The following is a 22,704-nucleotide window of genomic DNA, read 5'->3' as shown; positions in this document are numbered from 1 at the left end:
CTGGGCTTAGGCCCCGAGGTAGAAGCATCGCGATTTTCCATCGCAATCATCCCATCATCGCCTGCAGAACTCGATCATGAGACCAGAGTTCAGATGGATGTCTCTTCTCTGAAGTCCTGCTCTTCTTCTGCAGTCATTGCACGATAGATAGGCTTGCCGCTGACAAAGCGCATCATCAGGCACCCGGCGGCATATTCACCGCTGATCAGGCGCCTTCTGCGCAAGAATACAGCCGGCGCCCAATCTGTTGTTTTGTTGGTTATCGATATTGGCCAAACGATGAGATACTTGATCGCGCAAAACATTTATTCGATCTCGAAGATGATCTTGAGACAATAATCATCAAAGTATCGATTCGTGTAGACGCAATCGAAGAAAAACTGGCGAACAGTCTCTAAAGCATCTCTCCCGAAAGCTGTCGGCTGCTTCTCGATAGAGGTATGTGCAAAAACAAAAATCTACGGCACAGCAGGCGAAATTGGAGGATTGCTCCAGAAGAGGCGGATTTTTCTCCGCCACCCCGCATACCGAAAGTCGCAGAGATCCCGTCGAGCTCGAAATTCAACAAAATCTGATTGTGCAACGAGGTCGGCTTGATCCTGCAGTACAAAAGCAATCAGATCTCAGACGTAGAGAACCCGCTCTCCGAACTCTGTTGTCTCGTCGAAATTTCCGGTCCCGAGCCTGCTGCTCTCGCCCGAAAACTTGTCCGCTGGCCGGCTACTTTCGGCAGAAGGCTTTTCTGATGAACTGCTGGATTGTTGCGCGGCCTGCAACTGTTGTTCAAGCGCATCGATCTCCGCCTGAATTTCAGCCTTCTCCTCCGCGTCCTTCGCTTCTTCGAGTTCAGCTTCCTTCGCGGTTATCTGTTTTTCGATTGCAGCCGTACTGCTGCTCGTCGATGATGAAGACAGGAGCGTAGAGGTTGTCGAACTTGTTACGGAACTGATCATGATGAATCTCCGAGTTGAACCGGAATGATTATCGCAGCCATCCGTTAATTTTGGGTACTAAAAAGTACCGATAATTTGCCGCCTAGAACAAGCCTCATTCGCACTCGCTTTTCTGAATTTTCTTAGCGATATGTGGATCGCTCAATCCCCAGCTTGCAGATAAAAAGCCAGGACATCAGTGGATGTCCTGGCTTTTAAAAGTTGAGACGTTCAAGGCACGGTCATTCTGCCGCAGCGGCTTCCACAATACGTTCCCTGTAGGCGGCGCTGATCTTGTCGACCTCGTTCTTTGATCCGAAAATCACCGGCACACGCTGATGCAGTGAAGTGGGTTCGATATCGAGGATCGTGCTTGTTCCGATGATTGCCGCACCGCCGGCGGCTTCGACCAGAAGACCGATCGGGTTGGCTTCATAAAGCAGCCGCAGACGACCGCCAGAGGCCGGCTTGTTACGATCGGCCGGATAGAGAAATACCCCGCCGCGATTGAAGATGCGGTGCGTGTCCGCAACCATGGAACCGACCCAGCGCATGTTGTGGCCAGTATCGATCGCCTCTTCGATATAGGATGCGACAGCGTCATCCCAGGATGACCGGCGTGCCGCATTGATGGCGAATTCCTTTGCTTCCGGCACGATCTTCGCATCGGCGCTGGTCATCAAATAAACGCCTTCGGCGTTCAGCGTGAAGATCTGCACACCCTTGCCCACAGTCAGCACCAGCGTCGTCTGCGGTCCATAGGCGGCGTAACCGGCGATCAGCTGGCCACGGCCGTTTTTCAGAATCTCGCCGGAAGTGGAAGCTCTGATCACTGAGAAGATCGTGCCGACTGTGACGTTCACGTCGAGATTGGAGGAACCGTCAAGCGGATCGAAGATCACCGCATATTTGCCGTCGCCATGAATGGCGATTTCGCTATCCAGTTCTTCCGATACCGCGAAGGAAACTGAAGGGGACTTGCGGCAGGCCTCCAGCATGATCTCGTTGGAAAGGATGTCGAGCGGCTTTTGCGCCTCGCCCTGCACATTGGTGATTTCCGTGGCACCCGTGAGGCCGTCCAGGGACGATGTTCTGAGCTTGTCCGAAATCTCCCGTGTCGCCTCGGCGATGTTGCGAAGAACAACGACGAGATCGTCGTCCAGCACCGTGCCGTTGCGGGTTTCAAGGTAGGTTTCGAATGTCGTCATGAAATCGCTCCCTGCGGATTTTTTGGAAAAATCGCGGCGCTATGCCGTCGAAAAACCTATCTAGAGCGGAATTTTGCGACAACGCAACGAATTTCCGCAGTGCGGTAAGACATTATAATCGTTTAAAAAATCAGGATATGAAGAAAAATCCGGGAACGGTTGCACGCTATCGGCGCAAAACTTGCCATTCAATCGTTTCGATGCGGGCTTTACCCATCAAAGAGCGGATTTTTACCTAAAACGAAAAAATCCGGCCAAAGGCCGGATTTTTCAACTTGTTTCATGTGACCAGGCTTATTCGCCGGCCACATCCGCCATTTCAGGCGCGGTATCATCGCCCTCTGCAGCTTCAGCGCTCTTGCGAGGCTGGCGGCGGGGACGCGTGCTAGCAGCACGGCGACGGCGCGGAGTGGCCTCTGCCTGCGCTTCTTCCTCGACAGCCACTTCAGCGGGGGTACCTTCGATCACCGGCTGCGGACCGGAACCGTCTTCGACAACGGGTGCCGAAATCTCGGCAGCTTCCGCTACCTGAGGTGCGGCCGGAGCTTTCGGCTCGACAGCCCGCGGTTCGGCCGAACGTTCGCCACGCTCCACACGCTCGCCACGTTCCTGGCGATCAGGGCGACGTTCACGACGCTCATTGCGGTCACGGCGGTTTTCGCGCGGCGGCTGGTCTTGATTACCATTGCCCTGGGCATTGGGCTGCGCGTTCTGCTCGCGACGCTGCTGCGGCTGCGGGTCTTCCATCATCGGCTGCGGAGCGTAGCCGAGATCGTTACCATCACCACCATCCATATCGTCCTGATCGATGGAGTTGCCATCGCGATCCTGGAATTCGCCGCGATCCTGATGCTGGAAGCGATCCTGCATCTGGGCCTGCGCAGCTGCGATTATGCGATTGTAATGCTCTGCGTGCTGCAAATAGTTTTCTGCAATAACACGGTCGCCGGAGCTTTGCGCGTCACGGGCAAGAGTCGCATATTTTTCTGCGATATGCTGGGCAGTACCGCGGATTTTTACATCCGGCCCGGAACTGTCATAAGTCCGGCTGAGCGGGTTTCCGCCCTTGCGCTGGAAGTTGTTGTTACCACCTCCGCCACCGCCGCCGTTATTGTTGCTACCACGCCCTCGACCACGCTTGTTCTGCTGTCCTGGCCTCATTTATCGTTCACCAACTCTCTGTCTTCGCTGATAAGGGGCCACGCGGCTCGCCGGTCAAAGCCGGTACAAGACTTCGCGTGTTACGTACAGGTCGACCAACGCGGCCTGCCGCTTTCAAAGTCAAATTACCTGATTCACGCATCGAGAGTGCTCAACCTCGTCGGCTCTTCGAAAAGAGCGCAATTAAGGATTGACCCGTAACCCGAACGAATCGCTGTTCATTCCCAGCTGCCCCGATGCGTAGCCGCAAACTATCCCGCTTCCTTTGGAATTCCAAGCTTTTTCTTTTGCTTCGCAGCATCAACCACAGACTTGGCAAATATCAATACGCGATCATTCTCGCTGTAGTCTTTACGTGCCAGCAACAGATTGAAACCCTCTGCTTCGAATAGCTCGATCACCGCATGTTTCTGATCAAAACCGATCTCTAGAGCGACGAAACCATCAGCCGCGAGAAACTCCCCGGCACGGTCTGCAATCTCGCGGTAGGCGGTTAATCCATCAGCCCCGCCGTCCAATGCTGCCATTGGATCGAAGTCGCGGACTTCAGGATCCAGGTCGGGAATGACATCGCTACATATATAGGGCGGATTTGACACGATTATGTCGAAACACCCGTCAATCTTGTCAAACCAGTGGCTTTCCACCGCCTGGAACCGCTGATCCAGACCAAGACGTCGCGCATTTTCCGCCGCCGTGTTCAACGCATCGACGGAAATATCGCTACCGATCCCAGTTGCTGATGGTAGACCATCCAGCAATGCCAGAATGATCGCGCCCGTGCCTGTTCCTATATCGAGAATGCGGATGTCTCTGTCGCCCGCAAACTGCCGGGCCTCATCGAGAACACTATCCACCAGAACTTCCGTATCCGGTCTTGGTTCCAGGGTTTCCTTCGAAATAAGGAAATCCAGCCCGTGAAATTCTCGTTTACCTAATATGCGATGCACCGGCTCCCGTTTCAAGCGGCGGGCGACGGCATCTTCTATTTTGGCAACCGAAGCGGCATCGATCTCGCGATCGCCACCAACGAAGACCTCAGTAGAGGAAAGCTCCAGGAGGCCGCCGATCAGAATCCGCGCCTCGATCGCCGCATCGGCAAAACCGGCTGCCGAAAACCGGCCTCTCGCATCGGCGACGGCTTCGCCCAGTGTGGTCATCGGCCCGACATCCCCTTGGTCACCCCTGCTGCTCGCCGAGCGACGCCAGCTGTCCCGCCTGATAATCGGCGATCAGTGCATCAACCACTTCGTCGATTTCACCCATCATCATTCGGTCGAGCTTGTAGAGCGTCAGGTTGATGCGGTGGTCGGTGACACGGCCCTGCGGGAAATTATAGGTGCGGATACGCTCCGAACGGTCGCCGGAGCCGACCTGGCTCTTGCGGTCTGCAGAGCGTTCGCTGTCCACTCTCTGCCGTTCCATGTCATAGAGACGCGAGCGCAGGACCTGCATCGCCTTGGCGCGGTTCTGATGCTGCGATTTTTCCGCGCTCACAACGATGATCCCGGTCGGCAGGTGGGTGATACGCACAGCACTATCCGTCGTGTTGACGTGCTGCCCGCCGGCGCCCGATGCACGCATCGTATCGATGCGGATGTCCTCCGGACGGATTTCCACGTCGACCTCTTCTGCCTCGGGAAGGACCGCAACTGTTGCCGCAGACGTGTGAATGCGCCCCTGCGTTTCGGTATCCGGCACACGCTGCACCCGGTGCACGCCGCTTTCGAATTTCAACTTGGAAAACACGCCGCGTCCGGTCACGGTCGCGATGATTTCGCGATAACCGCCCGCTTCGCCTTCACTGGCCGAAAGCACTTCCACCTTCCAGCCATGCGCACTGGCATAACGCTCATACATGCGAAACAGGTCGCCGGCAAAAAGTGCCGCCTCGTTGCCTCCGGTACCGGCACGAATTTCAAGAATAGCGCTCTTCTCGTCGGCCGCGTCCTTCGGCAGGAGCAGGATCTGCATATCCTTTTCCAGCGCCTCGATCCGCTCCTCCGCGTCCGGAAGCTCCATCTCGGCCAGCTCCCGCATCTCGCGGTCCGTGCCCTTGTCGTAAAGCATCGCCCTCAGATCGGCGATCTCAGCGATGGTCTTCTCATATTCACGGATCTTGGCAACAACGGGCTGCAGCTCGGAATATTCCGAAGCCAGCTTCACATAGACATCGGCGGCCGGGCCTTCCGACATACGCGCCTCGATCTCGCCAAAACGGCGTTCCAGCTCGCGCATCTTTTCGACAGGAAGCTTAGCCAATTAAAGAACTCCAGATATGCCGCTCGTTATTTTAGCCCTCGGGTTTAACCCGAGGGTGTCCCGAGAATCTATCCACGTCGAGAGGTCAGCAGATCCTCGGGACAAGCCCGAGGATGACGGTGAGCACATAGCTCGACCAATAGGCCGCATTCAAGGCCTACAGTGGAATGTTATTCGCTTCCGCGAACTTCAACAGCAGCTCCCGGATTGATTCGTGCGAGCGAATGTCGTCCAGCGCCGCATTCATTTCCGCTTCGAGCTGGCCCGCATCGAGACCAAGCAGCATCGCCTTGACCGGACCGATCGAGGTCGCCGCCATCGAGACCGAGCGGAAACCGACGCCGATCAGCGCCATGGCGGAAAGCGGTTTGCCCGCCATTTCGCCGCAGAGCGTCACCAGCGTCCGGTTACGCTCGCCGGCCCGCGCAATATCGCGCAGCATCCTGAGAAACGGTTTTCCGAGAATGTCGAAGCGTTCAGAAACTCGTGCATTGCCGCGGTCGGCCGCCATCGAGAACTGGAAGAGATCGTTCGACCCGACGGAAACAAAATCAACTTCCGCCATAAGCTCGTCGAGCTGCCACATCAGCGCCGGCACTTCCAGCATCGCACCGAACTGCAGCTTGCGCGGCAGCGTGTGGCCAAACTTGGAGAGATACTGCACTTCCTTTTGCAACAGGTCGCGCACCGCACGGATTTCCGAAACCTCGGTCACCATCGGGATCATCATCCGCAGTTCGGCACCGGCAGAAGCCTTCAGAAGCGCGCGGAGTTGGGTGCGCAATAGACCGGGCCGGTCGAGCGCAAGCCGGATCGCCCGCCATCCCAGCGCCGGGTTTTCCTCTTCCTGGGCGCGGAAATAGGAAACGACCTTGTCGCCGCCGATATCAAGCGTTCGGAAAGTCACCGGACGCCCCGCCGCCTGTTTGATCACACTGCGATAAAAGGCTTCCTGCTCTTCCAGCTTGGGCATGGTCGAGGCGATCATGAACTGGAGCTCGGTGCGGAAAAGCCCGATACCCTGCGCGCCGGATTCGGCCAGCTGCGGCAGATCCACCAGCAGGCCGGCATTCATGTTGAGGCTGATATGCCGCCCGTCCCGGGTCAGCGACTCGACGGACCTGAGCGCCCGGAACTGCTCCTGCCGCTTGGCGCGCAGGCGAACCTTTTCCTCATAAGCGTTCTGCAGATCCGGCATCGGCCGCACATGCACCTGCCCGTCGTCTCCATCGATGATGATCGCGTCGCCGTTTTCGGCAAGCGCCACCAGACCCACAGCCTGTCCGACGACAGGAATGCCCATGGCACGCGCGACGATCACCACATGGCTGGTCACCGCACCGTCTTCCAGCACCAGACCGCGAAGATTGGCGCGCGGATAATCCAGCAGCTCAGCCGCACCCATGGCGCGCGCAAGCACGATGGAATCGGACGGCAGCTCGTCCATGCTGCGCCCGGAATAGCCGGTGAGCTGGCGCAACAGCCGGTTCGCCAGATCGTCGAAATCATGCATCCGCTCACGCAGATACGAATCCGTCATGCGCATCATCCGCGCCTTGGTATCGCTCTGCACCTTCTCGACGGCCGCTTCCGCCGTCAGACCGTTATGGATCGCCTCTTCCATACGGCGAACCCAGCCCTGGTCATGGGCAAACATCCGGTAGGTTTCCAGCACCTCGCGATGCTCGCCTTCCTGCGCCACGTCACGCCGCGACAGCATGTCGTCGATCGAGATCCTGAGCGAGCCGAGCGCTTCCGCAAGCCGGATGATTTCCTTTTCCGAATCTTCGTTCAGAAGATTGGTTACGACGATGCGATGCTCGTGCAGCACCACATGTCCGAGCCCGATACCTTCGTTGTAACCATTGCCCTGGATCGTCACCGCGCGGGTAAGATCGAGCTCCAGCCCAGGAGCTGTGATCTTCTTGAGGTCGCCGGTAGCGATCATCTCGGCGATCACCATCGCGGTGGTCTCGAGCGCCTCGACCTCATCCTCGCGGTAGTTGCGACTCGCCTTGTTCTGCACGACCAGAACGCCGAGCGTGCGTCCCGCCCTCAGGATCGGCACGCCGAGGAAGGAATGGTAGATCTCTTCGCCGGTTTCCGGCAGGTAGCGGAACGCCGGATGCGCCTGGGCATCGGAAAGGTTTAACGGCTGGGCGGATGCGGCAATCGTACCGACGAGACCCTGTCCCATCTGCAGCTGAGAAAGGTGGACAGCTTCTTTGTTCAGGCCTTCGGTCGCGTAAAGCTCCAGAACGCCATCGGAGCGCAGTACATAGGCCGAGCAGACTTCGGCCACCATGTTGCTGGCAATCTGGCTGACGATCCGATCAAGGCGTTCCTGCGGATCCAGCGGTTCGGCCATCAGTTCGCGCAGGCGCTTCAACAAAACGCGCGGACCGGCCGACAGGTCTCTAATCGGCATAATGCTCCCCTTACAGCCCAACCATCGCCGACCCGGCGACGACGCACCGAAAGGAGCATCATGCCGGATTAGACATCATTCGCTTTTATCGAGACCGTAGGAGGAATGCAAAGTCCGAACCGCAAGTTCCGAATATGCACCGTCGATAAGAATGGAAATCTTGATTTCCGAGGTCGTGATCGCCTTGATGTTGATCGATTTTTCGGCAAGTGCCCGGAAAGCCTGCGCCGCGACGCCGGCGTGGCTGCGCATGCCGATACCAATGACCGATACCTTTGCGAGACCTGATTCGGTCTGCACGACATCGAAGCCGATCTTTTCCTTGTTGGCTTCCAGAACGCTCATCGCCTTCTGCACGTCGCCAGAAGGCACGGTAAAGGTCATGTCAGTCTTGGAACCGTCCTCGGAAATGTTCTGGACGATCATGTCGACATTGATATGGGCCTCCGCGAGCGGCCCGAAGATCGCAGCCGATACGCCCGGACGGTCGGACAGACGACGCAACGAAATCTGCGCTTCATCCTTGGCATAAGCGATGCCGGTGACGACTTCCTGTTCCACGATTTCTTCCTCGTCGCAAATCAAAGTACCGGGCGGGTTCAAGAAGTCTCCCATGCCCGGTGCATCGGGATCTTCAAAGCTGGAGCGCACAAAGGTGCGGACCTTGTGGACCATGGCAAGCTCGACCGAGCGCACCTGCAGCACCTTCGAGCCGAGAGACGCCATTTCGAGCATTTCCTCGAACGACACCTTCTTCATCCGGCGAGCCTTGGGCACGATGCGCGGATCGGTCGTGTAGACGCCATCGACGTCCGTATAGATATCGCAGCGATCAGCCTTGACGGCAGCGGCAATCGCCACGGCGGACGTGTCGGAGCCGCCACGGCCGAGCGTCGCGATCCGGTTGTCCGGACCTATCCCCTGGAAACCGGCAACAACAGCCACCTGGCCCTCGCCCATCCGCTTGATGATGTCGGAACCGTCAATCTCCATGATGCGTGCAGCACCGTGTGCGTTGTCGGTGCGGATCGGGATCTGCCAGCCCTGCCAGGAACGTGCATTGACGCCCATCGACTGCAGCGCGATCGCCAGGATACCGGATGTCACCTGCTCGCCGGAAGCAACGACCGCATCATATTCGCGCGCGTCGTAGAATGGTGAATTGGCACCTGCTACTTTCGGCATGTCCTGAACCCAGCCCACCAGTTCGTTGGTCTTGCCGGACATGGCGGAGACGACGACGGCCACTTCGTGCCCTGCATCGACTTCACGTTTCACATGGCGTGCGACATTGTGAATGCGTTCGAGATTGGCGACGGACGTGCCGCCGAACTTCATGACGATGCGAGCCATACGACGAAAACCACCAACTCGCCCTCGGCCAAGCCGGGGCGTCTATTTGCTAACGCTGGATATCCCGGCGGCTGCCTGAATATCGAGTTGGGGTCTCTTAGCGAAAAGGGGGGGCACACGCAATGGCCGGATTATGGGCAAACAGTACGCCTGTCATAAAACTGAAGAAGCGATCATCACACGCAAATGGCAGTCGATAAGAACAAGGGGCCGCTTGCGCGACCCCCTGCCGATCTGTCGTCGATCTGTTCGAAATCGTCAGTTGCAATTTGGCCCGACGACGCAGTTCTGGTTACGCTGCGGACGCTGCTGTTCCTCGCGCTGCGGGCGTTCACGGTCTCGCTCGCGGGCTCTTTCGCGATCACGATCGCGATCTCTGTCCCGCTCGCGCGCCTGATCCCGATCCCGGGCCTGATCCCGTTCTCTTTCACGGGCACGATCCCTATCCCTGTCACGATCACGCTCTCGCGCGCGGTCGCGATCCCAACCGGGAGGCGGGCGCCGATCGTTGCCGTCAAAGCGCGGCCGGTCACGGTCCCTGTCACGGGCCTGATCTCTGTCACGATTTCGGTCACGTTCCCACCGGTCGCGATCACGGGACTGATCCCAGCGATCCCGATCACGGGATTGGTCCCAGCGATCGCGATCACGGTCGCGATCCCAGCCCGGAGGCGGACGGCGACCATCATCCCAGCGCGGCGGGGGCGGAAGTGGACGCTGTGCACGCCAGTTGTAATCCCGCCAGCGATCACGCTCCCGATAGAAATTGCGGTCGCGGTAATAGGTGCCCCAATAATTGTCCACGTCGAACGTGACGGATGGGATGCCGAGACCGCCGTAGTAATCCGGCGCCACATAAACGCGGTTCGATCGATAGGATGCCTGCACGTAATTGCCGGACACCCAGCCACGTCCACCGGCAAAGGAGACGTCGCACCAATTGACCGAGCTCATGCAGCCGTTGATCGTCACGGGCGCGCCGTAAGGAATAACGGTAACCGCCGGATAACCGGTACTGGGGCCGGACCGCATATTGACGTTTGCGGTGGCGTAACCGCGCACCGCCGCCTCGGCGATCGCGGGCGCCACCAGGAGCGTGCAGAAAGCCGCAGCACTCATCAGGAACTTTTTCACGGGCTTCCTCCTGAGGAAATTATCGAAACGGACATTTTTCCGCATCGAGTTTTATCGCCATAAAATGTCGACTGGCCCCAATTGTTCCAGCATTCGCCTGAATAGGTCATGAATGACCTATTGGGCATTCATTAAGCGTCATGGACGCTTGCAGCGCATAGGATTAGTAGCCTGCCGCAATGGAGTGAAATCAGTGATCTGGATAGAAGTCCACGATATCATGCTCGCGGCGTTGGAAGCGAGCCTCGGCTGTCGACTACACCAACTGGCATACGTGGCGAGGTCTACTTCGCAGGGCATTGGCGGCCAACATCGGGAAAGCCCATCAACCTCTTGACTTCATCGTCTCAACGTCCGACTTCAACACGCAAACGCGAAGGATGATGAGACGATGACGGAAGCAGCCAGAACGACGGTCGACAAGGATCAGGTCGAGATGTTCTCGAAAATGGCTGCCGAATGGTGGAGCCCCACCGGAAAATTCCGTCCGCTGCACAAGTTCAATCCGGTTCGCCTTGCCTATATCCGCGAACGCATCTGCCAGAATTTCGGCCGTGACCCGAAGGCGCATCGCCCCCTGGAAGGTCTGCGCATCCTCGATATCGGCTGCGGTGGCGGCCTTCTGTCCGAACCGGTTGCCCGCATGGGCGCAACCGTCATCGGCGCCGACCCGTCGGAGAAGAATATCGGCATCGCCTCGACCCACGCGCAGGAAACCGGCACGCAGATCGATTACCGTGCCGTCACCGCCGAGGATCTTGCCCAGGCGGGAGAAACATTCGACGTCATCCTCAACATGGAAGTCGTCGAACATGTTGCCGATGTGAACCTGTTCCTCACCACCTGCGCCTCCATGGTGCGCCCCGGCGGCCTGATATTCATGGCGACGATCAACCGCACGCTGAAGGCCCGCGCACTCGCGATCTTCGCCGCCGAAAATGTCCTGCGCTGGCTGCCCCGCGGCACGCATCAGTATGAAAAGCTGGTCCGCCCGGAAGAGATCGAACGCCCGCTCCAGACCTCCGGTCTGTACATCATTCACCGCACAGGCGTCTTCTTCAATCCACTGCAGGATCGCTGGAACCTCTCGCCCGACATGGACGTAAACTACATGCTACTGGCAAAACGCGAGAGCTGATCAGGATTTCTGCACAAGCACGTGTGCCATCAGATCCTTGTGTCTTTCCGCATTGAGCGCAGCCAGTTCGCGCACCCGTGCACGGTCGATGGATATCCGCTCACCATCCGGTCCATAGGGATCTTTGAAATTGAAACTGTCCGGTCCAGTCCCATGGTCGTGCAGACGCTCGAAACGCTCTACGCCGTCAGACCAATTTGGCCGGCTATCCGTCCACCACAGGACAAGTGCAGGCCAGCGCCGCTCCACCTGCCATTTTCGGCCATGTTTCAACGCGTCGGCATGGACGCCGGAATAGGAAAACGCCGTCAGCGATTCCAGATCGGCCCACATCGACAACGAGGAGGGTGCGGTCTCAAAACCGCTCCCCTTTATGAAACGCGGAAAAACCTGCTGCCCCCAGCTCTCCGGACCGATCTCGCCATCATAGCCGGAACGTCCGATAAACCCTTCCGCAGTTTCGGCGGCAAGAAAATTGGCAGGCTCCCGCAAGCGAAAACCCTCAATTTCGGGGCTGTCATAAGGAGCGAAAAAAAGGCCGAAATTGTAGATCGCCAGTTTCGCCACGCTGGTCACCTCAGTTGGCCATGTCAGTTCGTATCGTCCGTAAAATCGGGTAGCGGCGCGACTTCTATCCCCTCGTCGATCAGGTCACGCACTTCGTCGGCACTCGCTTGTCCGATGATGCCGCGAGCATCCGCCTCGCCATAATGAATCTTGCGCGCCTCTTCGGGAAACTTCTCCCCCACATCCTCGGAATTGGCGCGAATATTGGCGACAGCTTCGCGAAGCTTGACGATCGCCTCCTGCCGGGCGAGATCCATCGCCATCTGCTTCTTGGCTTCCTTTTTCCGCGCGGTGGAAACGGAAGGCGCCATCAACGACTTGGAAATCGAACCCGAATTGCAGATCGGACAGGTCAGAAAGCCGCTCTCCACCTGCCGGTCGAAATCGGCACTCTCGGAAAACCAGCCCTCAAAGGTATGTGCGTTGTCGCAGCACAGCGAATATTTGATCACACTGCCACTCCACCGGCACCCCGGTCGGCATCCGGGCCGGTAACATCCTCCAGCACGAACTCGCGTGCATTCTTCAGATTGGGCACCTTTTTGCGAGTAATCACAACGCTGTCCAGGTCGAGATCGGCAACGAGAACCTCCTCACCCGCATCGCCACCTCGTGCGAGAATTTTGCCCCAGGGGTCGATGATGAGAGAATTGCCATAGGTCTCCCGGCCGTCCTCGTGTACCCCGGCCTGCGCTGCCGCAATCAGGAAAGCGCCGTTCTCGATGGCCCGAGCCCGCAGCAGGATCTCCCAATGCGCCTCGCCCGTCTGTCGCGTGAAGGAAGCCGGCACCGTCAGGATCGTCGCTCCGGCTACAGCCTGTGCGCGGAACAGCTGAGGGAACCGCAAGTCGTAACAGATCGACATACCGAGCTTTGCGAAAGGCAGCTCCACCACCTTGGAGACGTCGCCCGGCTCATACGCAGAGCTCTCCCGCCAGCTCTCGCCATTGTCGAGATCCACGTCGAACATGTGGATCTTGTCGTAGGTCGAGATCAGGCGACCGTCGGGCGCAAAGAGAAAACTGCGATTGGCGATCTTGCCGTCATCACGAGCAATTGCCGTCGAACCGACGTGCAGGAAAATGCCGAGCTCCGCAGCAAGCCCATGCGCCGTCGCCACGATTATGTCATCCGCCTCGCCGCGCAGGACCTCGCGGGCAGCCTTGCGGTCCCGCTGCAGCATACCCGTCATTTCCGGCGTCTGGACGTAAGTCGCCCCGCGCGCCGCCGCGTCCCGGACCAGCCGGGACATGTCGGCCGCGTTCTTGACCGGATCGACACCGGAACGCATCTGCACTGCAGCGACCTTGATCATCGTCTAAACGTCCTGTTACGCAAGCATCGAGTCCAGCTTGCCTTCACGATCAAGCGCATGCAGATCATCGCAGCCGCCGACATGTTCACCGTTGATGAAGATCTGCGGAAAGGTCGACCGACCATTCGACTTGGCGATCATTTCGGCGCGAAGCTCCTGGCTATAGGTCGCATCATGCTCGACGAAATCGACGCCCTTTGATTGGAGCAGAGCTTTCGCACGTGAGCAATAACCGCAATATTCGCGGGTGTAGATGGTAACATCCGTCATGATAATCTCCGGGCGCGCTGGGAGGAATACGCGCCGACTGTTGTTTCTCATATAGTTTCGGCCAGAGCCATTGCAAAGGTCAAAACACTGACTTCGGTGGCACCCGCCTTCTTCAACGCCCGTGTCGCAGCGGTAACTGTGGCCCCGGTCGTGTAGACATCGTCGACAAGCACGATGTGTTTGCCGAACACCTCGGCCTCCCGTCCCTCGGCGACGGCGAAAGCCGCCCGGACATTGTCTTCGCGAGCCCGAGCCGTCAGCCCTACCTGTCGCTTCGTTCTCTTCGTTCGCACAAGCGCCGCCGGCAGATAGGGCTTCCCCGTCGATCTTGCGAGATGCCGCGCGAGCTCGGCTGACTGGTTGAACTTCCGGAGCGCAAAACGCGTCCGGTGCAAAGGCACCGGCAGGATTGCATCGCAGCAACGGAGGCAATCGCCCCCCCGCGCGCTCCATCCATCTCGCCATGATTGGTGCAAGATCGCCTCGGTCCCTATATTTGAGCCCATGAACCATGTTGCGCGCGGTACGATCGAAGACAGTGGCTGCGCGCAGGCGATCGAAAACCGGAGGATGCGCGATGGCTTGTGCCGAGAGCATGCCTGGCCCTGGATCATAGGAGAACGGCAGGCCGAGTATGTCGCAATAGGGCCTCTCGATGAAGCGGACCTCACGCCAGCAGGAGGCGCAGACCGCCCCATGACGTCCCGTCAGAACGCCGCAACCGAGGCATACCGGAGGGTACACGACATCAGCGATCCGCTGCAGACAGGCCGAAGCGGATTGCGAAAGCATTTTCACGAGACTATTGGCCGAATTGCCGGGCATGGACTTGACAATAAGCGACGGAATGCGCCTTAGCGAAGCATAATCGGGTGGTGATGATGGAATTTCTCTTCGACGAAGACCTGCTGGCACGCAGACGCGAACGAGCCTTGGCAAATCACACCGGCAATGCGGATTTTTTGCTGGATCTGGCGGCAGGCGAATTGGCCGAGCGTCTTTCCGTCGTGGAGCGGCAGTTTCCTCTTGCCATCGAACTGCATGGAGGAACGGGGATCGCCGCGCGAAAGGCAATCGAAACCGGCAAGATCGAAACAATTCAGCGCGCAGAAACCAGCGAACGCTTCGCCAAGGCAGGAGAGCATATCCTGTCCGCCGGTCTTGATGACGTGCCGATCGAGACGGCATCGGTCAACCTCGTCCTGTCCCCGATGGCGCTGCATGCCGTCAATGACCTGCCAGGCACGCTGGTGCGCATTCGCCGCGGTCTGAAGCCTGATGGCCTGTTCCTCGCAGCCATTCCCGGTGCGGGGACGCTGTCGGAGTTGCGCGATGTCCTGCTTGCGGCCGAGGCCGAGCTGACAGGCGGCGCAAGCCCACGCGTTATCCCATTCGCCGATGTGCGCGATATAGGTGGCCTTCTCCAGCGGGCGGGTTTCGCCCTTCCGGTGGTGGACGCAGAAAACTATACGGTTCGATATGACAGCCTGTTTCCGCTGATGCGCGACTTGCGCGCCATGGGCATGGCCAATCCCTTGAGGGGTCGCAGCAGAAAACCCCTTGGGCGCGCATTTTTCCTGAGGGCTGCGGAAATCTATGCAGAGCGTTATTCCGATCCCGATGGCAGGATCAGGGCCACGTTCTCGATCATCTACGCCTCCGGATGGGCGCATCATGAGAGCCAGCAGCAGCCGCTGAAACCAGGTTCTGCCAAGGTGCGTCTTGCAGATGCCCTTAAGGGCCTGGACGGCTAGCGCTTCCGCAAAAGCGGAAACGGCTTTAAACCGTCTTATTTGGACGCATTGGTGTAGGTGTTGGTAATGGTGTTGAACATATTGCCCATCGCCTCGTAATAATTGCCGAGCGCAGCAGCAAGCGTGATGCCGAGGACTGCGGCAAGCAAGCCGTACTCCACTGCCGTTGCACCACTGATATCGCTGATAAAGCTGCGGAACAGGCGCATAGGTCGTCCTTGGAATCTAAGCGGTTCGATCATGCGTCGAAGTGGTTCAGCAATCGCCGTCCGCTCCGTAACCCTGAACGATGCAAACCGAACCGGGTGTCTCCTGCAGAACGCTCCTGCGGATCGTGTAGTGCTTCGAACCACCTTCGGCGGGCTTGATCGATCCCGTCGTCAGCATATCGAAGTCTTCCTGCACATGCGCAAGGCGCTTCTGGTCCGACCGCTCCGCCAGCATCGGCGTCACGATCAGCGACAGGGCAATTACGGCTGTTCCGAAAAGCAGCGCAATATTCAGCGCTCCGGTCCTGCCGGACCTGTACGTCGCCCGCTGGCGATTGCGCACAGTTTTCCAGAACTCGTCGTCCATTGTCCCGAAGCCTCGTCAGATCATTACGTGCCTGGCCACAAAGATGCCAGAATCCGTTGAACGAACTGTTAACGCGAGATAAATCCGACAGCTCTAATTTTAATTAAAGCAGATCCTGCAGCATAGGGATCAGCGGCTCATCCGCCGGCGGCATGGGATAGTCGCGAAGCGCATTCGGCCTCACCCATTTGATCTGCTGCCCCTCGCGGCCCGTCGGAACACCCTCAAACCGGCGGCAGACATAAAGCGGCATCAGCAGATGGAAGCTGTCGTAGGTGTGGCTGGCAAAGGTGAGCGGCGCAAGGCAGGCGACCTTCGTGGTGACCCCGAGTTCCTCATGAAGCTCCCGCACCAGCGTCTCTTCCGGCGTTTCGCCGGGCTCGACCTTACCGCCCGGAAACTCCCACAGCCCCGCCAGCGATTTCCCCTCCGGCCGCTGCGCAAGCAGGATACGGCCGTCGGCATCGATCAGCGCGCAGGCGGAAACGAGAAGAAGCTTTTTCGGTTCGCTCATGATTTCCGCCAGTAACGATAGGAATAGGCCTTGCTGAAGCCGAACCTCTGATAGAGCGCGATGGCAGCTTCATTGGTTGACTCGACCTGCAGCCAAGCGGTGCGTGCACCGCTGATCCGTGCCCAGCGAAGTGCCGAGGACAACATGTCTGTGCCGAGCCGTTCGCGGCGATGGGATGGTGCAACGGCAAGCGAAAGAATGCCGGCCAGATCGTTGTCCTGCACGCACAGCACCGTAGCCACTGCTCCGTTACCGGGATCCTGTTTCATGAAGAAGCCGGATGTGGGCTTGATGGCACTGAGGATCTCGGCAAGCGCCGGCTTCAAGGCCGGATCGTCACCGGCTACCGAAAGGCATGCATCGGCAAAACGGCCGATATCGTGGCTTGGCAGATAATCGAGCGTGTCGGGAAGCTCCAGCCGGGAAAGGTCGACTGTCATGACATCCGCCGTCTCGAAGACCTCCCATCCGCTACGCGCCAGATGCTCAAGCATGACCGGCGGCGCAAGCGGTGTTTCCCTCAGCACAAGCGTCCTGCCGTAATCCGCAAAACGCTTGGCAGCCTTTGTGAGCCTGAGATCGAGATCCCGGTGATCGGAAGGATCAAGCGGAACGACGCAGTTGACCCGTTTCGACGGATGCCCGCCTGTCAGCCGCACCTGCCAGCTTCCGTCATAGACGACGGACGCGGCAGGCCATGCGCGAAACCCGACGGCTTCGAGCCTGCGGACCAGCGGCAGATCGGGCTCTACGGATGCTGCTGCCATCACCCGCATCAGCTCCGGTAATCGCCGTTGATGGCGACATATTCCTTGGTCAGGTCGCAGGTCCAGACCGTCGCCTTGCCCGATCCGAGACCGAGTTCGACCTTTACCGGAATGTCCTGGCCCTTCATCACGGCAGAGGCCGCCTCTTCAGAATAACCCGGATCGCGCTCGCCATTGACGGCAACACGGATGTCGCCGAACCAGATCGCCAACTTGTCGCGATCGGCAGCTTCGCCGGCCTTGCCCACCGCCATGACGATACGGCCCCAGTTGGCGTCTTCGCCGGCGGCCGCGGTCTTGACCAGCGGCGAATTGGCGATCGACAGCGCGATCGTCTTGGCGGCCGCATCGCTTTCCGCACCGGTCACGGTGATTTCGAGCATCTTGGTGGCACCCTCGCCATCGCGAGCGACCTGGATCGCCAGGTCCTTCAGGAGCGCGTTGAGCGCCTCGCGGAAGGAGGCGAGCGCCGGATCATTGGCATCGGCAATCTGCTTCTGGCCGTCGGCGGCAGCAGCGCCGGTGGCAAACAGCATCAGCGTGTCGGAGGTCGACGTGTCGCTATCGACGGTCATCGAATTGAAGCTAGGCTCGACACCGGCCGACAGCATCGACTGCAGAGCGGCAGAAGAAATGTCGGCATCGGTAACGACGAAGGACAGCATCGTCGCCATGTCGGGCGCGATCATGCCAGCGCCCTTGGCAATGCCGTTGATCGTCACCTTCACGCCGCCGATCTCGGCGGTACGCGTCGCGACCTTTGGATAGGTATCCGTCGTCATGATCGCCTTGGCGGCTTCCTGCCAGAAATCGCCGGTAGCGGTCTTGTTCATGTCGCCCAGCACGCCGGCAAACTTGGTGGCATCGAGCGGTTCACCGATGACGCCCGTGGATGCGAGATAAACCTCGTTCTCGCCGCAGCCGACAGCGTCGGATGCAGATTTCGCCGTCAGAGCGGTCGCAGCCTTGCCCTTGATACCCGTGAAAGCGTTCGCATTGCCGGAGTTGACCACCACTGCACGAGCCACGCCATGGGAGAGGTTCGAGCGGCAGAAATCGACCGGGGCCGAAGGGCATTTGGACTTGGTGAACACGCCGGCAACCGCCGCAGGCTTGTCGAAAACCATCAGCAGCACATCCGTGCGGCCCTTGTACTTGATGCCTGCAGCTGCCGTCGCCATCCGCACACCGCGGACCAGAGGCATTTCAGGATAGGATTTCGGGGCGAGCGGGGAGACGGAAGCGGACATGGTCAATACCTGCGCGAAAAGTTTTCAGTAAGCGATAGAAAAACGGGGGCACGAATGCCCCCGTTGTCATCAATGGATCAGGGCTTTGCAGCCGGGGCAGCTTCCGGGGCAGCCGCATCGCCGGCGCCGTCCTGCATCTTGCCAACTTCCTCATAGCCCTTCTTCAGGGCTTCGTCGGTGATCTCGACCTTCTGCTCAGCCTTGGCCTTTTCAAGGATTGCAACATACTTGTCGCGCATGACGAGCTGCTTCACCTGGTCCTTGACCTGGTCGAAAGCCGGCGGCGGTGCATCGCGCTTGTCTTCGACCTTGATGATGTGGAAGCCGAACTGGGTCTTGACCGGGGCTTTGGTATAGGCGCCCTTTTCGAGACCGAAAGCGGCCTCTTCGAATTCGGGAACCATGCGGCCCGGACCGAACCAACCGAGATCGCCGCCGTCGTCCTTGTTGCTGTCCTGCGAGTTTTCCTTGGCCAGCTTGGCGAAATCCTCACCCTTGTCGAGCTTGGCGATGATCGCCTTTGCTTCATCCTCGGTCTTGACCAGGATATGGGCAGCCTTCACTTCTTCCTGCTTCGGAAGAGCAGCGATTTCCTTGTCGTAGCGAGCCTTGACCTCTTCATCGGTCGTTGCTTCGACGACATGCTTGCGGAAAAAGGCGTTATGCAGTTCGCGATCGCCGATATAGGACATGCGCTTCTTGAAGTCGTCGGTCTTGTCAACGCCTTCGGCAAGCGCGCCGCTTGCGAGAAGCTTGACGTCGATCGCACCGGAAAGGGCTGCGACCTTCTTCTGCTCGTCCGGCAGCTGGGCCAGCTGCGGGTCGAGGTTCTGAACCGCAAGATCAAGTTCCGACTGGGTGATCTCGAGCGTGCCGACCTTGGCAACGACCTTGTCTTCCTGCGCGAAGGCAGGAACCTGGAACGAGATCGCAGCGGCGATTGCCGCCGTTACGAGAAGTTTGTGACGCAACATAAGTTACCTTTCGCATGGATGCCGGTCTCAGGGTTTGGATCCGGCCTGAATCCTTCACAAACACCGGAATGTGGCCATAGTGTATCGGCCGCAACCGTTGACATAATTCGGACCCCCTCTTATCTGTCACGCAACTTGGCGTCCAGAAGAGTTTCCGGGCGTTACGGGACAATTTGCCGGCATTGGAACCAACCTCTTCCGACCTGCAATCCCATGGCACTGAGATCAGAAAGGACCATTCGCATGGTCAGCTTCGGCGGCATTGCCCGCAAACTGTTCGGTTCGGCCAACGAGCGCCGCGTTCGCGGCTACAAGCCGACCCTCGCCAAGATCAATGCCATCGAGGAAGCAACCAAGGCACTGACCGATGAGCAACTCGCCCACAAGACGGTCGAGTTCCGGCAGATGCTGGCCGATGGCAAAACGCTCGAAGACATCATGATCCCCGCCTTTGCGGTGGCGCGCGAAGCATCCCGCCGCGTACTCGGCATGCGACCATTCGACGTGCAGCTGACTGGCGGCATGATCCTGCATGACGGCGCGATCGCCGAAATGAAGACCGGTGAAGGCAAGACGCTGGTCGGCACCCTGCCGGTCTACCTCAACGCCTTGTCGGGCAAGGGCGTCCACGTCGTCACCGTCAACGACTACCTCGCCCAGCGCGACGCCGGCATCATGAGCCGCCTTTACAGCTTCCTCGGCCTTTCGACCGGCGTCATCGTTCATGGCCTGGACGACGAACAGCGGCGCGCGGCCTATGCCTGCGACATCACCTATGCGACGAATAACGAACTCGGCTTCGATTATCTGCGCGACAACATGAAATACGAGCGCGGCCAGATGGTTCAGCGCGGCCACAACTATGCGATCGTCGACGAAGTGGATTCGATCCTCGTCGACGAAGCGCGCACGCCGCTGATCATTTCCGGCCCGCTGGACGACCGTTCCGATCTCTACACGACGATCGATACCTACATCCCGCTTCTCTCCGAAGAAGATTACGAGATCGACGAAAAGCAGCGCTCCGCCAATTTCTCCGAAGTCGGCACCGAGAAGCTGGAAAACCTTTTGCGCCAGGCCGGCCTCCTGAAGGGTGAATCGCTCTACGACGTCGAGAATGTCGCGATCGTCCACCACATCAACAACGCGCTGAAGGCCCACAAGCTCTTCACCCGCGACAAGGATTACATCGTCCGTAACGGCGAGATCGTCATCATCGACGAATTCACCGGCCGCATGATGCCGGGCCGCCGTTATTCGGAAGGCCAGCACCAGGCGCTGGAAGCCAAGGAAAAGGTACAGATCCAGCCGGAGAACCAGACGCTCTCCTCGATCACCTTCCAGAATTACTTCCGCATGTATTCCAAGCTCGCCGGCATGACCGGTACGGCGCAGACCGAAGCGGAAGAATTCGGCAACATCTACAAGCTCGAAGTCATCGAAGTTCCAACCAACCTGCCGATCGCCCGTATTGACGAGGACGACGAGGTCTACCGGACCTTCGAGGAAAAGTTCAAGGCGATCATCGTCGAGATCAAGGCTGCCCACGAGCGCAACCAACCGGTTCTCGTCGGTACGACCTCGATCGAAAAATCCGAGCTTCTGGCCACCATGCTGCGCCAGTCCGGCTTCGAAAACTTCAACGTGCTGAACGCCCGTTACCACGAGCAGGAAGCCTATATCGTTTCCCAGGCCGGTGTGCCGGGGGCCGTCACGATCGCCACCAACATGGCCGGTCGCGGTACCGACATCCAGCTCGGCGGCAATGTCGACATGCGTCTTGAGCGCGAGCTTGAAGGCGTGGAGGACGAAGCCGAGCGCAATGCCAGGGAAGCAGCGATCCGCGCTGAAATCAAGGAACTCAAGGCCAAGGCGCTGGAGGCCGGCGGTCTCTACGTCATCGCCACCGAACGCCACGAAAGCCGCCGTATCGACAACCAGCTGCGCGGCCGTTCCGGCCGTCAGGGTGACCCCGGCCGCTCCAAGTTCTTCCTGTCGCTTCAGGACGACCTGATGCGCATCTTCGGCTCCGACCGCATGGACGGCATGCTGCAGAAGCTGGGCCTCAAGGAAGGCGAGGCGATCGTCCATCCATGGATCAATAAGGCCGTGGAACGCGCCCAGAAGAAGGTCGAAGCCCGTAACTTCGACATCCGTAAGAACCTTTTGAAATACGACGACGTCACAAACGACCAGCGCAAGGTGATCTTCGAACAGCGTATTGAAATGATGGATTCGGAAGATGTTTCCGAGACCATCGAGGACATGCGCAACGAAGTCATCGAGGTCATCGTCGCCAAGCATATCCCGGAACGCGCCTACGCCGAACAGTGGGACGCACCCGGCCTGCATCAGGATGTCCAGCGCCTGCTCAACCTCGAACTTCCGATCGAGGACTGGGTCAAGGAAGAAGGCATCGGCGAAGACGATATCCGCGAGCGCATTACCGAGGCAGCCGACGCCGCTGCCAAGGATCGCCGCGAACGCTTCGGCAACGAGGTGATGAATTATGTCGAACGCTCGATCATGCTGCAGACGCTCGATCACCTGTGGCGCGAGCATATCGTCAATCTCGACCACCTGCGCTCCGTCATCGGCTTCCGCGGTTATGCTCAGCGTGACCCGCTGCAGGAATACAAGGCAGAAGCTTTCGAACTATTCCAGGCGCTGCTGGCTAACCTTCGCGAAGCCGTCACCGCCCAGATGATGCGCGTCGAGCTGATGCAGAATCCGGAGCCGCCGGTTCCGCCACAGACCTATGAGGAACATCATCTCGACCCGATGACCGGCGAAAACCAGATTACCGGCCGCGACGATGAAGACTTCATTGCCGCCCCCGAGGATCGTCACCCGGAAGATCAGTCGACCTGGGGCAAGATCGGCCGCAACGAGGCCTGCCCATGCGGTTCCGGCAAGAAATACAAGCATTGCCACGGCGCCTTCGAACAGGCCTGAGGCATCTGGAAATAGCTGATACAAACGCCGCCCAATGGGCGGCGTTTTGCTTTTGAGGCCAACGGCATCCATCAGTCTATCGTCGCTGCCAACCGTTTCTTAACCGCGACCTGCCATGCTTTTCATCAGTATTTGTGCGGCATAAC

General features: G+C 58.8%; 22 protein-coding genes and 1 pseudogene. 3 read left to right on the top strand and 20 right to left on the bottom strand.

The genetic code is table 11. The annotated features are described in order from the left end of the window. Positions 1-89: 89 nt before the first annotated feature. From ACI3K0_RS18995 to ACI3K0_RS18955, 9 genes are all read right to left on the bottom strand, one after another. Complete coding sequence (locus tag ACI3K0_RS18995; protein ID WP_404945966.1) at positions 90-305, bottom strand: hypothetical protein; 216 nt, start codon at positions 303-305, stop codon at positions 90-92. Between the two features lie 318 nt (positions 306-623). Then, entirely contained in the window at positions 624-953 is a 330-nt protein-coding gene (locus tag ACI3K0_RS18990; protein WP_148148269.1) for a FlxA-like family protein, read from the bottom strand. Between the two features lie 221 nt (positions 954-1,174). Then, complete coding sequence (locus ACI3K0_RS18985) at positions 1,175-2,140, bottom strand: class 1 fructose-bisphosphatase (RefSeq protein ID WP_404945965.1); 966 nt, start codon at positions 2,138-2,140, stop codon at positions 1,175-1,177. Between the two features lie 294 nt (positions 2,141-2,434). Then, positions 2,435-3,301 (bottom strand): DUF4167 domain-containing protein, encoded by an 867-nt coding sequence (locus ACI3K0_RS18980; RefSeq protein ID WP_404945964.1) that lies wholly within the window; start codon positions 3,299-3,301, stop codon positions 2,435-2,437. A 251-nt stretch (positions 3,302-3,552) separates the two neighbouring features. Beyond that, the gene (gene prmC / locus ACI3K0_RS18975) at positions 3,553-4,461 is read right to left on the bottom strand and encodes a peptide chain release factor N(5)-glutamine methyltransferase (RefSeq protein ID WP_404945963.1); all 909 of its coding nucleotides are present in this window, start codon (positions 4,459-4,461) and stop codon (positions 3,553-3,555) included. Between the two features lie 19 nt (positions 4,462-4,480). Next, positions 4,481-5,563, bottom strand: coding sequence for a peptide chain release factor 1 (prfA, locus tag ACI3K0_RS18970; protein ID WP_148148265.1), 1,083 nt, complete (start codon positions 5,561-5,563; stop codon positions 4,481-4,483). A 157-nt stretch (positions 5,564-5,720) separates the two neighbouring features. Beyond that, positions 5,721-7,985 (bottom strand): phosphoenolpyruvate--protein phosphotransferase, encoded by a 2,265-nt coding sequence (gene ptsP / locus ACI3K0_RS18965; protein WP_206828171.1) that lies wholly within the window; start codon positions 7,983-7,985, stop codon positions 5,721-5,723. A gap of 81 nt (positions 7,986-8,066) precedes the next feature. After that, complete coding sequence (locus tag ACI3K0_RS18960; protein WP_148148264.1) at positions 8,067-9,344, bottom strand: aspartate kinase; 1,278 nt, start codon at positions 9,342-9,344, stop codon at positions 8,067-8,069. Positions 9,345-9,602: 258 nt separating this feature from the next. Then, positions 9,603-10,478, bottom strand: coding sequence for an SH3 domain-containing protein (locus ACI3K0_RS18955; protein ID WP_404945962.1), 876 nt, complete (start codon positions 10,476-10,478; stop codon positions 9,603-9,605). Positions 10,479-10,869: 391 nt separating this feature from the next. On the opposite strand from ACI3K0_RS18955, the gene ubiG reads away from it, so the two are divergent. Then, a complete protein-coding gene (gene ubiG / locus ACI3K0_RS18950; RefSeq protein WP_404945961.1) occupies positions 10,870-11,616 on the top strand; it encodes a bifunctional 2-polyprenyl-6-hydroxyphenol methylase/3-demethylubiquinol 3-O-methyltransferase UbiG in 747 nt (248 codons plus the stop codon). Here ubiG and ACI3K0_RS18945 read toward each other — a convergent pair whose 3' ends face one another. From ACI3K0_RS18945 to ACI3K0_RS18925, 5 genes and pseudogenes are all read right to left on the bottom strand, one after another. Continuing rightward, positions 11,617-12,183 carry a DUF3291 domain-containing protein gene (locus tag ACI3K0_RS18945; protein ID WP_404945960.1) on the bottom strand — a complete coding sequence of 189 codons (567 nt, stop codon included), beginning with the start codon at positions 12,181-12,183 and terminating at the stop codon, positions 11,617-11,619. A gap of 23 nt (positions 12,184-12,206) precedes the next feature. Then, a complete protein-coding gene (locus ACI3K0_RS18940; RefSeq protein WP_404945959.1) occupies positions 12,207-12,635 on the bottom strand; it encodes a DUF1178 family protein in 429 nt (142 codons plus the stop codon). After that, complete coding sequence (locus ACI3K0_RS18935) at positions 12,632-13,498, bottom strand: carbon-nitrogen hydrolase family protein (RefSeq protein WP_404945958.1); 867 nt, start codon at positions 13,496-13,498, stop codon at positions 12,632-12,634. Before ACI3K0_RS18935 ends, ACI3K0_RS18940 begins: the two co-directional genes overlap by 4 nt. A gap of 15 nt (positions 13,499-13,513) precedes the next feature. Then, complete coding sequence (gene grxC / locus ACI3K0_RS18930; RefSeq protein WP_404945957.1) at positions 13,514-13,768, bottom strand: glutaredoxin 3; 255 nt, start codon at positions 13,766-13,768, stop codon at positions 13,514-13,516. Between the two features lie 47 nt (positions 13,769-13,815). Beyond that, positions 13,816-14,560 (bottom strand): annotated as a pseudogene (locus ACI3K0_RS18925) (ComF family protein). An 89-nt stretch (positions 14,561-14,649) separates the two neighbouring features. Between ACI3K0_RS18925 and ACI3K0_RS18920 the strand changes: the two are divergent. Further along, a complete protein-coding gene (locus ACI3K0_RS18920; protein ID WP_206828061.1) occupies positions 14,650-15,522 on the top strand; it encodes a methyltransferase domain-containing protein in 873 nt (290 codons plus the stop codon). Between the two features lie 35 nt (positions 15,523-15,557). Here ACI3K0_RS18920 and ACI3K0_RS18915 read toward each other — a convergent pair whose 3' ends face one another. The 6 genes from ACI3K0_RS18915 to ACI3K0_RS18890 form a co-directional block, all read right to left on the bottom strand. Further along, positions 15,558-15,731: a Flp family type IVb pilin gene (locus tag ACI3K0_RS18915; protein ID WP_404945956.1), complete on the bottom strand. Its 174-nt coding sequence runs from the start codon at positions 15,729-15,731 to the stop codon at positions 15,558-15,560. A 46-nt stretch (positions 15,732-15,777) separates the two neighbouring features. After that, entirely contained in the window at positions 15,778-16,098 is a 321-nt protein-coding gene (locus ACI3K0_RS18910; protein ID WP_148148256.1) for a hypothetical protein, read from the bottom strand. A gap of 103 nt (positions 16,099-16,201) precedes the next feature. Next, positions 16,202-16,612: an 8-oxo-dGTP diphosphatase MutT gene (gene mutT, locus ACI3K0_RS18905; protein WP_148148255.1), complete on the bottom strand. Its 411-nt coding sequence runs from the start codon at positions 16,610-16,612 to the stop codon at positions 16,202-16,204. Further along, complete coding sequence (locus ACI3K0_RS18900; RefSeq protein ID WP_206828066.1) at positions 16,609-17,379, bottom strand: N-acetyltransferase; 771 nt, start codon at positions 17,377-17,379, stop codon at positions 16,609-16,611. Before ACI3K0_RS18900 ends, mutT begins: the two co-directional genes overlap by 4 nt. Positions 17,380-17,387: 8 nt before the next feature. Further along, a complete protein-coding gene (gene argJ, locus ACI3K0_RS18895; RefSeq protein WP_404945955.1) occupies positions 17,388-18,629 on the bottom strand; it encodes a bifunctional glutamate N-acetyltransferase/amino-acid acetyltransferase ArgJ in 1,242 nt (413 codons plus the stop codon). 77 nt (positions 18,630-18,706) lie between these two features. Next, a complete protein-coding gene (locus ACI3K0_RS18890; protein ID WP_148148252.1) occupies positions 18,707-19,603 on the bottom strand; it encodes a peptidylprolyl isomerase in 897 nt (298 codons plus the stop codon). 243 nt (positions 19,604-19,846) lie between these two features. Here ACI3K0_RS18890 and secA point away from each other — a divergent pair, with 243 nt between their 5' ends. Further along, complete coding sequence (secA, locus tag ACI3K0_RS18885) at positions 19,847-22,558, top strand: preprotein translocase subunit SecA (RefSeq protein WP_404945954.1); 2,712 nt, start codon at positions 19,847-19,849, stop codon at positions 22,556-22,558. Positions 22,559-22,704 lie beyond the last annotated feature (146 nt).

The organism is Rhizobium sp. ZW T2_16, assembly GCF_044987325.1.
Lineage (GTDB): Bacteria > Pseudomonadota > Alphaproteobacteria > Rhizobiales > Rhizobiaceae > Neorhizobium > Neorhizobium cellulosilyticum.
This window is presented reverse-complemented; position numbering and strand designations above follow the sequence as displayed.